General features: G+C 43.4%; 10 protein-coding genes. All 10 read right to left on the bottom strand.

Annotated elements, in window-relative coordinates; genetic code table 11:
• Positions 1-21 precede the first annotated feature (21 nt).
• The gene (locus HXT40_RS01275; protein WP_102703268.1) at positions 22-1,023 is read right to left on the bottom strand and encodes a CPBP family intramembrane glutamic endopeptidase; all 1,002 of its coding nucleotides are present in this window, start codon (positions 1,021-1,023) and stop codon (positions 22-24) included.
• An 87-nt stretch (positions 1,024-1,110) separates the two neighbouring features.
• The gene (locus HXT40_RS01270) at positions 1,111-2,253 is read right to left on the bottom strand and encodes a D-alanine--D-alanine ligase family protein (RefSeq protein WP_102703269.1); all 1,143 of its coding nucleotides are present in this window, start codon (positions 2,251-2,253) and stop codon (positions 1,111-1,113) included.
• 71 nt (positions 2,254-2,324) lie between these two features.
• On the bottom strand, positions 2,325-3,320 hold the full coding sequence (locus HXT40_RS01265; RefSeq protein ID WP_102703270.1) for an NAD(P)H-dependent glycerol-3-phosphate dehydrogenase: 996 nt from the start codon (positions 3,318-3,320) through the stop codon (positions 2,325-2,327).
• Positions 3,321-3,461: 141 nt separating this feature from the next.
• The gene (locus HXT40_RS01260; RefSeq protein WP_116431517.1) at positions 3,462-4,346 is read right to left on the bottom strand and encodes a lysophospholipid acyltransferase family protein; all 885 of its coding nucleotides are present in this window, start codon (positions 4,344-4,346) and stop codon (positions 3,462-3,464) included.
• A 19-nt stretch (positions 4,347-4,365) separates the two neighbouring features.
• Positions 4,366-5,229 carry an anchored repeat-type ABC transporter permease subunit gene (locus HXT40_RS01255; RefSeq protein WP_004109107.1) on the bottom strand — a complete coding sequence of 288 codons (864 nt, stop codon included), beginning with the start codon at positions 5,227-5,229 and terminating at the stop codon, positions 4,366-4,368.
• Entirely contained in the window at positions 5,229-6,017 is a 789-nt protein-coding gene (locus HXT40_RS01250) for an anchored repeat-type ABC transporter ATP-binding subunit (protein WP_012914491.1), read from the bottom strand. Before HXT40_RS01250 ends, HXT40_RS01255 begins: the two co-directional genes overlap by 1 nt.
• A gap of 20 nt (positions 6,018-6,037) precedes the next feature.
• Positions 6,038-7,753, bottom strand: coding sequence for an anchored repeat ABC transporter, substrate-binding protein (locus HXT40_RS01245; RefSeq protein WP_231875275.1), 1,716 nt, complete (start codon positions 7,751-7,753; stop codon positions 6,038-6,040).
• A gap of 51 nt (positions 7,754-7,804) precedes the next feature.
• Positions 7,805-9,958 (bottom strand): choice-of-anchor M domain-containing protein, encoded by a 2,154-nt coding sequence (locus tag HXT40_RS01240; protein ID WP_421777329.1) that lies wholly within the window; start codon positions 9,956-9,958, stop codon positions 7,805-7,807.
• 13 nt (positions 9,959-9,971) lie between these two features.
• A complete protein-coding gene (locus tag HXT40_RS01235) occupies positions 9,972-11,171 on the bottom strand; it encodes a choice-of-anchor M domain-containing protein (RefSeq protein WP_415693477.1) in 1,200 nt (399 codons plus the stop codon).
• Positions 11,172-11,205: 34 nt separating this feature from the next.
• Entirely contained in the window at positions 11,206-13,524 is a 2,319-nt protein-coding gene (locus HXT40_RS01230; RefSeq protein WP_416090750.1) for a choice-of-anchor M domain-containing protein, read from the bottom strand.
• Positions 13,525-13,686 lie beyond the last annotated feature (162 nt).

Below are 13,686 nucleotides of genomic sequence, written 5' to 3'. Positions count from 1 at the left end.
GCGATTATTTTTTACTCGCTTTTACACAAATAACATTAGCAAATTAAGAAGTATTGAAATAATCAAAAATGCTATTACTCCAACAGTTCCGTACAATGCTTTGTTGCCAGCTTTATTCGGAAGTTCTTGCGGAGCATTGAAGAATACAAGATACTTGCGGCGACGAACTAGCAAAACCACGCCTACTATAAGCATGGCAATCATAAACATCCCATAAATTCCAGCTAGAATAAAACCGGTTGGCAGTCTAGTTAATTCCTGACGAGACATCTTTTCTACGTCAATCATATTTCCGCTTGCATCAACCAGCTGCTTTTCCAACCACATTGCAACTATGCTTCCTTGGAAATTCACAATCATATGAAGAAATATGCTGTAGCTCAACTTGGACGTACGAATATAAATGTAGCCAAAAACAAGTCCAAGTCCAAATGCGTAGAAGAATTGGAAAATGTTCATATGGAAAAGCGCGAAAGCAAGTGCAGAAAATACAATAGCTCGCTTTTCTCCGTACGCGCGCAAACGAGAAAGCAGCTGTTTTCTAAAAAGCCATTCTTCCACAATTGGCGCAAGAATTACCACGAATATGAAGGTTTCCCACATATTTCCCGCTGCAATAGTGTCTGATACGCGATTTTCTGCTTTGCCACCGCTAAGAACTGTTGCTAGGAAAACGCCAACTATATTACCAATGTACATAATCGGTATGCACACAGCAAAGAATCCGCCAAATTGGCTAAATTTCATAGAGAATTGTCGGGTTTTTGCCGCAGGAACAGTGCGCATAATAAGCATTGCGATTGGTAAAGCGACTAAACACTGCGAAATATCCGACACAAGTAATGTGTTAAGAGAGTCGCTTAGCATGCTCTTAGGCACAAACTGTGAAGAAAGAACTCCAAGAACATAGGCAACAGCAATCCAAACTACGAGGAATACGCATAAAGACATGCCAATAGTTCCTTGACGTTTGCGCGCTAACAAATAAGTGTCGTCGCGCCATGAATTTTGCAAATCTTGCATACTTATTCCTTTTTATTGCTGCTTTTGCTGCTGATTTAATTGCTGCTTTTTGTTTCTGCTTTTGTTGCTGCTTTACAGTTGATTAAATTATTTCAAAACGCCTTCAATAAGTTTTGTGATTAAATCGCTGTAGCTTATTCCGGTTGCTTCCCAAGCTTTTGGATACATGGAAATTGGCGTAAATCCAGGCATTGTGTTGATTTCATTGATCATCACATGACCTTCAGGAGTCACAAACGAATCAACACGGCTTAATCCTCTACCGTCTGCTGCTTTGAATGCTGCGAGCGCTGTTTTACGCACTAGCTCCAAAGTTTCCGCAGGAAGATTTGCTGGAACTTCAACGTGCGAAGCTGCGGAATCCATGTATTTGCTGTCAAAATCGTAGAACTGGTCTTCACCAGCCTCGCGCTTGTCGAGCACAACTTCTCCAGGCCAGCTTGCTTTCGGCTCCTCGCCATCGCGAGCTGCAAGAACTGCGCACTCAATTTCGCGCGCATCAATTCCTTGCTCTACCAACACTCGCCAATCGTGCTTTGAAGCTTCAAAAACGGCTTCTGCTAAGGCTTTAGCATCGCGCGATTCAACTTTTGTAACTCCAAAGCTAGATCCTGCGCGGCTTGGCTTTACAAAAAGCGGATACTCGAGTTTTGCTGCCTCAACTTGCGCAAGCATTTCGTTTGCGTACGCAGCAAAGCAATTCGTCGAGTCACTTGCAAATTTTCTAGCATCCAACGCAATTCCTGGAGCGACATCAATTCCGGCAGCCTTAAACAGCTGCTTTGCGTAGTATTTATCCATGCATGCAGCCGAAGCCAACACTCCGCAACCGACGTACGGCACTTGCATCATTTCTAGCAAGCCTTGCAAAGTGCCATCTTCACCGTTCGGACCGTGAAGAACTGGGAAAACAGCGTCAACATGACCTAAACTTTCAAGCGTATCGTCCGCTTTTCGCACCAAGAATCCATCTGCACCCTTTGCAGGGTCAAGCACAACATCGCGCGTTCCAGCGGTTTTTGTGATTACTGGCAACTCACCCTCTTCCATGTGGAAGTTACGAGGATCTTCACCACCAACAATCCATTCGCCTTGTTTTGTGATTGCGATCCGCACAATGTCAAAACGATTTTCGTCTACAGCACTGAGCACTCCAGCAGCAGATATGCAAGAAATCGAATGTTCGTCTGCCTTACCGCCATACAAGAACACTACACGCTTTTTCGTCATTTTTTTCCTTTATATATTTTGAATTATTCTAATTATTTTGGACTAGTTTTGATTATTTTCGCAAACGCTACTTACTCTTCGCAAACGTCGTCGTCGAAAAGCATTGCGAGCATTTCTTGGCAGGAGATTCCTTCTTCAAGCACGCGAGCCATTGCACTTGCGAGCGGAGTCGCAACACCCAAACGCTTGCCCATTGCAACTACTGCGCTTGTGGTTGGCACGCCTTCTGCAACACCATTGCTCACGGCAGTTGCTTCTTCAACGCTCATGCCTTTACCAAGATTTGACCCAAAAGTGTAATTTCGGCTTAGAGGAGATCCACAAGTTGCAACTAAATCACCAAAGCCAGCAAGACCTGCAAAAGTGCGCGAATCTGCGTCTTCTGCAACGCCCAATGCCGTCAATTCTGCCAAACCGCGCGTTTCAATCATAGCCGCCGTGTTTTCACCGTATCCCGCGCCTCGAGCCATGCCAACTGCGAGCGCAACCACGTTTTTAAGCGATCCGCACATTTCTACACCGATTACGTCTGTTGACACAAATGCTTTAAAGTAGCTGTTTGAGCATGCTTTTGCAACTACTTCTGCCTGAGACTTTTCTGCGCAAGCAACTACCGCTGCAGCCGGGTGGCGAGATGCAACTTCCTTGCTCAAGTTTGGTCCGGAAAGTGCAGCAAAACGGTTACGCGGTAAGTTCAAAGCTTCGCACACAACTTCATCCATACGTTTGCCGGTTGTGCGCTCAATGCCTTTCATAAGCGAAACAACGATCGCATTTTGTGGAATCAAACCCACAAAACCTTCCAACGCAACGCGAGCAAACTGTGCCGCAATCGCCACGACTACAATATCCGCGTTCGCAACAGCCTCTGCTCGATCCCCAGTTGCAGTCATGTTTTCTGGAAGTTTTTCAACGCTAGGCAGACGCACGCCATTATGATGATGGTCGCGAATTCCTTCAACAATTTCCGGCTCTATTGCCCACATTGTCACTTGATTTCCTGCATCCGCAAGCACTTGTCCAAACGCAGTTCCCCAAGCACCAGCACCCAACACCGTAACGTTCATGTTTTACGTCCTGCCTTTCGGTTGTGAGTTTTATAAGCTACTGTATAGCTATTTATTTGTAATCACACTATTACATAATTCTACACATGCCGCTTTACGGGATTTTTAAAAGATACTTTATTTTATTCTTCTGTATATTTTTTATTCTTCCGTAACGCGTTTCATCTGCCTGTAATCGAAGTATCCTGCAGGAGATTTTTCTCCACGAATTTCTTCCATAATCTGCGTCATACGCACACGCACGCGACGAGCCAACTCTTCAGCAGATTCAAGAGGAGGTAACTCTCCCCAGTTTTCGCTTCCCTTTAGCAAGTCAGCATAATCAAGCTGAGTATCGTAGCACATTACAACATTTTTCTTTGGCCACGGCCACCAGTGGTTAATGCTTGCTGCGCCCCATGTGACAGCGCAAAATAGCGGAATCTGATGTCCGAGTCTGCGCGATGCTTCGAGAGCAATTATACCAATTCCGGGCTTCATGCTCATAGGCCATTTTTTAGGATCGCGCGTAACTGTTCCTTCAGGCCATACACTTAAAGGTCTGCCATTGGTGAGGATTTTAATAGATTCTTCTTCTATTTCTCGCGCTTTTCCACTTCTGCGAGGAACCGGCTGCATGCCTACAAGCTGGAACCATTTGCCTAAGATTGGCCAGTGAGCGAGTTCCGCTTTTGCCATGTAGCGCGGACGACGACCTTGGTGAAATAGTGCAGTCATAGGTATGAAAACGTCAAACATCGTCACGTGTGTGCAAGCTGTAATAAACACGCCTTCTTCTGGCACGTTTTCCAATCCCCACGCCTTTACTTTGCAGCGCGAACGCAATACGCGCGACGTTCCTTCGAGCAGTCTTTCGGCGGCTTTAGGATTTTGCGCGTCAATTTCTGCCTGATTTGGCTTACGTTTTCCTGTTGGATAGTAATACGTTGGATCAACTAAATTGTGTTTACTTGCTAAAAGCTTTACTTGCTCATCACTGAGTGGTTTTACTGCACTTCTTGGCGAAGGTTTTCCTTTTGATACCATACGTCTATTGTGCCGCACGCTATAAACCTACGCTACGACCCACTTTTGCAATCAACCCATGTTTAGGAGAGCACACCCAAGCGAGCACGAATAAAGCGGTTGCTACGAGCACAATTGTTCCGCCTGTTGCTGTATCAAAGCTCCACGAAATATACATTCCAACAATCGAAGAAACGCACCCAATAACAGGAGCTAAAATCATCATTCTTGGCAGCCTATCCGTAAGCAGTCGCGCAGTTGCAGCAGGAGTCACAAGCAGAGCAAGCACAAGCACGTTTCCAATAATTTGCACGGAAACAACTACAGCGATAGCCACTAACACGTACAACATTCCATCTAACCATGCAACTGGCAATCCCATTGCGCGCGAAGTTTCTCGATCCATCGATACGCACACAAGCTCTTTGTGGAACATGCATAATATAGCCAAAATAATCAAACCAGTAAAAGCAACAACAGCAATATCTGAATCAGGAATACCTGTAATCGAGCCAAACAAGAAGGATTCCAAAGAGCCGGCGTAGCCAGATGCTTTAGAAATAATCACAATTCCAAGAGCGAAAGCAGATACGAAAAATACGCCAATAAATGAGTCTTCGCGAAGCCTGCGATTTTGGCTAAAAATAGATACGATTAGCGCAGTTGCAACTCCTGCGAGTGCTCCTCCAAATAGCAGATTTCCTTGCAATACGAAGGCTATAGCAAGTCCTGGGAATACTGAGTGAGCTACAGCATCTCCAATAAACGCCATTCCTCTAAGTACTACGTAGCATCCAACTACACCGCAAATTACGCTAGAAAGGCACGCTACAATAAGCGCTTTTAGCAAAAACCAAAGGTCTGGATTTGTTAAATCTTGTATAAATTCTATTGGAGATAACATTACTCTTTCACCACACTTTCCTTACCAATTACGCGCTCAACTGCTTTAATAAGCGGATTTTGCGGAGCTACGTGGAAGGTTCGTACCCACTGTTCTGTTTGCAAATGTTGCGGCTCATCGTCGCCCACAATAGTGCCATCAAATAGCATTATTCTCGAGCATGAGTTAATTGAACCAATAATATCGTGCGAGCTCATGAGAATTGCTTCACCAGAAGCAGACAATTTTAAGAACAAATCGGTAAGCAGCTCCTGAGTAGGCATATCAAGTCCAGTAAACGGTTCGTCTAGCAAAAGTAAACGCGGCTCTCCAGCCAATGCTCGCGCAACAAGAACGCGTTGCCGCTGACCTCCAGAAAGTTCACCAATCGTGCGATCTTGGAAATCAGCCATTCCTGTGCGTTCAAGCGAGTTTAATGCGATCTCGTAATCTTCTTTTTTAGCGCGACGAACGTAACCAATATGACGAATCCTACCCATCATCACTACATCTAAAACAGAAAGTGGGAAATCCCACGCAATATCGTGACGTTGAGGCACGTATCCAACGTAAGATACGCGAGAATTAAGTTTCGCACCTTCCATATGAGGAGCACGCACTTCGAGTTTTCCAGTATGCGGAATCAAACCCATAATTGCACGAAATAGCGTTGTTTTACCGGCACCGTTTGCGCCAAGTAATCCCACGAATTCGCCACTATTAATGGTAAAAGAAACATCTTTTACAACAGCGCGATTCCCGTACGAAATATTCAAATTTTGTGCGCAAATTACTGCATTTTCTTCCATATTTATTACCTTTAACACTTTCACTTCAAACATTTCGCTAAAGAATCCGCGTTAGCTCGCATCATATCCGCGTAAGTTCGCACATTCGCGTCGAAAGCGTCACCATAAATTGGACAAACTTTCACATGTGCTTCAGACGCAAGCTCTTTAAGCACAGACGAGCGAGAAATCAAATTCGGCTCCAAAAACACTGCAGGGATTTCCAAGTCGCGTAAAATTTGCGAAAGTCTGCGCCTATCTTGCACGCTCGGTTCGCTTGAAGGATTGATTGTTACAAATCCCGCAATATTTACGCCATAAGCTTTACCTAAGTATGCAAAAGCGTCATGCGTTGTAACCAAGTTGCGACGCTCTTTTGGAATTGACGCAACTTTTTTACGCATATAAGCGTCTACGTCGAGAAGTTTATTAATATATCGATCCGCATTTGCGCGATATTTGCGAGCATTTTTAGGATCGACTTCGCACAAGCGGTCAGCTATTGTGCGCACATAAGCAATTCCGTTTTTCACTGACTGCCATAAATGCGGATCAATATCTCCATGAACATGTTTTCCAAGAACAGCTTGAGGAAGTTGATAAATTTTCTGCCTTGCAAATCCAAGGAATCTATAGCCTTGTTCAGCTGGAATTTCTTTTAAAGCATTAGTCGGCACTTCTACTACTACGTCTCGCGGCTCATAGTATACGCGCTTTGGCGCAACTGACCGCTTTTCTTGCAAAGTGTCAACTCTGTACAAAAATCCGCGTTTAGCTAAATCGTAAGCCAAATCTGCATGGCCTTGATTCAAAACTACGCTAGCTCCACGCTTTTTCGCTAATTTCTGCGCGTTAATGCCAACAGCAAAACGCATAGTTGCGTTTCCTAAACTTGCAACTCTTTCGTTTTGAGCATTGAGCATATCTGCATGAAAGTCGAGAGTGTATTCTCCTGGCTTACTAAAAGCCCAACTTAAATGCGTGTGCGCGTCCGCAGGCAAATCTACATGATCTTCATCGTTAATTCCGTTTGCTGAATTAACGTAAGTTTCTACACTTCCAAAAGTGCCAGTAAGGTAAGCGAAAAGCGAACCAGGACCAGTTACTTTAGTTGCAGTTAAGCGGATCCTGTCCGAACGCTTCATGTTGTATGCTTTTGGCTTTATTACAGTAGCGCGTCCTTCTTTCGTTACAGTGGAAGGCGCGTTTGATTGCGAAGATTGAGAAACCTGAGAAGACTGCGACTTATCAGGTTTCTCTTGAGATTTTTGTTGCTCTTTAGCATCTTTAGCTTCCTCAACCGTCTGCGAAGTTTGGCGTTCTGTAGCAAGACCAAGCCAAATAGTGTCCAACGACACATCTTCGACCATTGGAATAATATCCGCCGCATGTTTCACGCTTTCTTCAGCAAGTTGCACATTTGGCACGCCTTTTCGCAAATTTGCGTCTAAAGCAGTAATAACACCATGCTCCTCAAGCATCATGTAATTACTAAAAGCCACATCCGCATACACAACGTCTCGAATTGAACGCAATCGTGGCTCGTAAGAGTGCGGATCTGCATTATCAGGTACGATTGAACTCACATTTGCAGCATCCCCTGCTACATTCGCCACCATATCACGCAAAACGCCTGTAGTTGTAACTACATTAATGCGACCATCGCGATGTCCTGCACGATTCCCGTTAACACTACCACAAGCAGAAAGCGGCAAAATAAGCGCGACGACTGCAATTGCACCAATCGAAGAAAACAAAGTTTGCTTTACTCTTCTGGGCCTATGAATCACCCTCACACACTCCTACTACTAATAGCGCAACAGCCAGTTGAAGTTAATAAGTCCGCGATTGTAGAGATACCAAATCCCTGCACCCAAAACGCCAAGCACAGCAATAATTCCACCAGCAAGAAGCGAATAAGCAAGTAAAGGATTTCGCTTAAATAATCCTGTTACACCTTTTGCTTCAGACTTCGCAACATCGTCATTATCGTTCAATTTCTGTCGGTACAAACTTTTAGCGAGCCTCTTGTTACTAATTTTTGAAACAAGACCTTTATGCTTTTTAGCTTTTCTTGGCAATTGTTTTCCAGAGTGTGAATTGTTCAATCCTAAACCAAAAGGATTTCCGCCAAAACGAGACAAATCAGCAGGTTTTGGTGGATTATAAGGTACAAAAGGATCACCTTTTCTGCCTCGTGGATCCTTTTTTACATTATCTTCGCGGCCGCCAGCATACCCCATTGGCGTTTCTTGTGGATCAACACCAACAGCAACATGAATATTGCGAGTTACTGTAGAATTTCCGTCAGAAGCTTGGAATTGCAATGTGTAATATCCCGGTTCGTCGAAATCCCAATTCGCATGAGCATGCGTATTTGCAGGTATCGTATAATCTGTTGCTCCTTGAGTGGAGAAAATCTCTTGATCTCCACCGCCCAAGCCGCCGAACATCCAAACGCGTACGTTTCCAGGACCTTCAACTCCCGTTAGGCTCAATTGAGTTGGCTTATGCGGATTCATAGACTGATTATTCCAACCCATCCATGGCACACCATCAATTTGTGTTTGCGGTATACGATACACGCCGTTAGTTTTACCAGCATCACCAACTGCGAATACAACTGTGTCTGTGTCTCTAAAGACGTGGCTTCCTGTCACATCTTCTTGCACAGCCATATCAACTTTATTCGAATCGCCAGTATATACAGCGATATCAACGTGACCGTGGTCTATAACAAGCTTGTCGCCCTTGATGTCTTTGAACTTTGTCACAGCAGATTGCTGACTTTGAGAAACTTGCTTTCCGCTTTTAGCGTTATGTTCCCCATGAATAAGACCACCATTATTACTTCCAAAAAGTCCTTTATTACTTCCAAGAAGCCCTTGTTGTTGCATTTTTGCTCCAGGCCATGGAGTCACATACACAGTGTTGTTGTTACCGTTAATGAAGAAAGATCCGTTACTTTGTTGCACATTAATGCTGTGATCCTCACTTTGAGAATCGTCATCATCTGAATCTTCTTCGTCGTCTTCGTCGTCTTCGCCATCTTCGCCACCGTCAAAAGATGCGCCATCATAATCAGCAAAATCCCCAGCTGTTACATCATGATTAGTTACATGGAATATATAAGTCTGCTCAGAACTTTGCTCCTCGTCACCAACGGTAGCAGTAGCCTTCATTTTTAACTTATACACACCAGGACGGTTAAAAGACCAATACATGTGCGAATGCTTGCCACCAGTCTCAGTAATGTCAACATCTTTCGGCCAGTTTTCAGCAGAGCCGAGCATTTTCTCATAATCGTCACCGCTGCGACTGTACATAAAAACTTCGCCGTTGCGAGGTGCTTCGATACCAGTTAGCGACAATTTAACTGTTGGATTAACTTTTGTTGTAGAACCAGCTCCCTCATATAACGGTCTAGTATCTAAACCAGGCCATAATGCACCAGTATTTCCAGCTCCAGATTGATCAAAGAACCAGACTACACCTTCGCGAGTTGTTGCGTAGATTTCTTTTATTATCGGATCGTTCTCATCTTTGGAAAACTGCATGATATTTTTAGAGCCGACTTCAAAAATAAGCCGATTCGTATCGTAACGAGTGCCATTATGATCTTCACTTTCAAACGCATCTCCCAAGGTTCCTAATACCATGCGCCTGCTTGTAGCATCAAAGAAAGTTGCAAAAACGTCAGTATGACCTTTATATGCGTGGCACATTGCAACTTTACTGTCAGCCGCAGGTTGTGAAGCAGTTTTATCTAAGCGAGCAGTTGCACACGCTTTAAAATTGGCTTGCTTTATTGCGTCAAAATCTTTAGAAGATTTCTTTCCGCTTACAACAGTTGCGTCACTGCCATTGTCAGCAAAAGCCGTGGGAGTTCCCATCATCATGCCACACAAGCACACGCCCACCAACAAAGCGCGAGATAATTTCTTTATACTATTACGAACCATTTTCGTCACACCATTATTTCCACTGATTGCCATCAGATTGCACATTGTCTGATTGAGAATATTGAGAATTATTAATTGGTGACATTACTGTCGTTTCTTGATCACGCACTAGATTTGGCAAGGTATTGTCACCATTTGCATTATTCACAGAATTTGCATTATTTGCATACTGTTGATTAGCTTGTGCAGAAACTTGCTTAGCAAGCGCAAGATTTCGTGCTTTCTTGCTTTTAACTACAGCTATTAGTACAAAAATCACAATAATTACGGCAATAATAGCCACAAAAATACCTACAATTTGAAGAACTAAAGCTGTATCGTCACTTTTTTCAGATACTTTGTGAGAATGCTTATGCTTGTTGTGAAGGAGTTCGTGATGATGATTAGCTTCATCTTTTTCGGATTCATCGTTATCTTCTTCATCTTGACCCTCTTCGTCGCCCTCGTTGCCACTTGCTCCAGCAGCACCCGCACCTAAAGCAGCATTAGGATCGGTATTATCTCCAACTGCAAAATTAAGAACACGCGTATCGCTTACTGCGCGTCCATTTTTAAGCTTTCCTGAAAAAGTAAGCTTCACATGATAAATTCCAGGCTTAGAAAACACCCAATTCACGTGAGTATGAGCGTTGGCTTCAATCCAGCTGTTTTGCGGATATCCTTTAGTACTATCCCAAAGTTGCTGTGGATTGTTGTTGCCATTTTCTAAGTAAACATGCAGTTTACCCGGGCCGCTTACTCCTTCAAGAGAAAGGTTTGCACCGCGATCGAGCTCGTTAAGCACGCCACCTTCCTGCGTATTCCAACCAAGCCACGGCACATCAGGATTTTGAGTTTGTGGAATTACGTAAAGCTTGGTTCCAGGCTTTTCGCCAATAAAACTGTAGGCAGCATCATCAGGCATAGGAATTATTGAATTGCCACCTAATTTAAATACCACATTTTCTGGGTCTCGCCACACTGGTTCGTCACCAGTATCATCACGAATCTTCAATTTCCATTTGCCGTCGATTAGCGTTGGTCCAAAATCAGCATGACCTGCTTGAATCATAACTGGCTGATTGCCTTCATTAGCATAAGCAGTTTCCTGCATTGGATTTGGTGCACATAAAGATGCAACCAAAGTTACTAAAGAAAATATGAGCGCAAGCAACGCAGTAGAATATACATGCTTTCGTTTTACTTGCAATGTTTCATTTTGTTTGTAATTCATTATTTAAACTTTCTAGTAATAATACGAATATTATTTACAACAATTTCAATTTAGAACGTATCAATGCTCCGCATGCGCCAGTTATTGTGCATAAGCCGACGCTCGCACCTGAAGCTGCAACCGCAATCCACTTAGTCGAGGAACCATCACCTTTTGTATCATCTGAATCATCTTCATACGCTTCATCAGATTCTTCGTTGTATTGCCTTGCACCTTGCAAAGCATGACGTTCAGTATTCTTAACAAAATCAGAGTTATTGACAGAACTATTTTTAGACTTATTGCCAGAATTATTATCTGTTCTTACGAAATTACGAATAGTCTGTCCACTTTTCTTAGAGCTCTTGTTCTTAGTATGAGTTCCGCCAGAAGTTCGTCGCGATGAATTATGTAACGATGTTCCGCTTGAATTTTCTGTTCTTGTAAAAGAACTAGAACCAGAACTAGCACCACTTTGCGTATTATTTTTAGAATTATTCTTACGATTAGTGCGGTTAGTCTTATTGCGATTCTTCTTTGTGCGCTTGAATTTTCTGTTGGATTTCTTAAAGAAATTAGATTCGAATTGGAATCCACCATTAGAACTAGATCCAAATAGTCCCGAATTTGCAGTGCCGCCGAATACACCTTTCAAAAAGTTCTTTCCACCAACAAAATGCTTAGTCTTATTTTTGCGCTTATTACGACGCTTCTCATGGTGCTTTTTCCCGTGAGAGTTCTCATCATCTTCAGAATCAGAACCACTTTGATCATCATCGCCATCATGGTTATGAGAGTGAGGAACACCTTTCATCTCAATAACATAATCGCAAAACTCATCAAACATTTTATTACGGTAAAGTTCACCGTTCTTTAAAACTAAGGAAGGACGAATCGTTGCACCTTGCATTGACGCATCAAGTTTTAGCTCCAACTTGCTGTTCACGGCACCAGGAATGCGCTTAAATTCGCTTTCTCCTTCCTTTTTTATCAACCAAACATAATCTTTGACTATGGAAGTTACTGGACTTGTCGGATCGTCAATTGGCGCACCGGTAACACCGTCGGTTGCAACATGAGGGTTAAGCAATACTGTTTTCGCGTGTAAAGTATCCCCTGGTTTGAAACGCTTATAAGGAGCAATTGCTTTTACTACAGGATGTCCGTCAGCACCGTGATCTTCAACGGCGATGGTTGCAGACGCAGTATCTTTGCCAACTTGCGTTTCACCTTCAGTTGCGTGAGCATACACTTTCATCTTGTTCATTGCAGGCTCAGCTGGAAGCTGCAATCTCTCAGCAAAAAGAGTGGTTCCATACGCGTCAGGACCTTCGTCAGCACGCACATATCTCCACTCAATACGAGCACCCTTTGGTTTGTTAACTACTTTTAAGTCTAAACCACCATAACCTTCGTATGAATGATAATGCGGATGAGGTCCGGAATCACGAATATTGCCGATGCGCATATCGCCGCCATCGTCTTTATCCGTGTCTTTATGATCTTTGGAAGCTTCGTGTGCTTCTTCATCATCGTCAGGATTAATAAAATCACCGCGACGGTGCAAATCAAGCGTTTCCGTAATGCCAGAAGCAGGTACTTCGCCTGAATATGTATCTTCTACTTCAAAAGTGTATTCTGCAGGTTCGGTTGTAATCTGCTTCTTAGTGTTCTTATTTGTAATAGTTGCTGCTACTTTTAGTTTGTAAACGCCAGGCTGCGTAAATCCCCAGTTTGCATGCACGTGGCCAGCAGTATGTTGGTGAATTACGCCAGGTAGCATAAATCGACTGCCATCAGTATCAGGTTCGTCGTCTAAATCGTTCTCTTCAAACGATAATTTCTTCGAATTTTTACCAGCACCATCGGTAGTCCAAAGCAGAATGCGCCCGTTCATTGGTCCAGTAACTTGCTGAATTGCAATATCTGCTGTTGCGTCATCTGCGTGAGGTGCGCCAACTAAAGTTGCAGCATAACCTGTGTCCCAACCCGGGAAGAGGGGGTTTCCTTTTTGATTTCCGGAACCATCGAGATAGTAGTATTCAGTAGCGAGCGCAGGAAGCTGCGATTTTGTAGTATACGTGTTTTTTGCTACACGCAAAGTAGTGTTTTCAGGCTTTAAGAAAGTGGCACCGTCTTTTTCGACGGCCATAATGAATTTACCGTTGTATTGAATTGGGTAAAATACGTCCGTATGGCCGTGACTTAGCACTTCCTTTTTTGTAGGATCGTATTTTTCGCCAGGATTACTATTTTCTAATGCAACTGCCGGTAAAGCTGCACTAAATCCTGATGCGAGCACGGCAATGGCAAGTATTGCAACACTTGCCATTGCAAAAGCACGTTTCACAATATCCCTAATGACCTGAGTCATAATTACTATTTCGCTCTCTACACTTCATCTTCTTATCGTTATATGCGCTCTTCTTTTCGCAAATAATTATGGAAGATTTTTAACAACGTCTATTAATAATAATAATGATTCTCATTAATAGCAAGTCGACACTCCGAATAAACAAAAACGCTGGTAGCTTAA

This window comes from Gardnerella sp. DNF01180P (assembly GCF_049244205.1).
GTDB lineage: Bacteria > Actinomycetota > Actinomycetes > Actinomycetales > Bifidobacteriaceae > Bifidobacterium > Bifidobacterium swidsinskii.
This window is presented reverse-complemented; position numbering and strand designations above follow the sequence as displayed.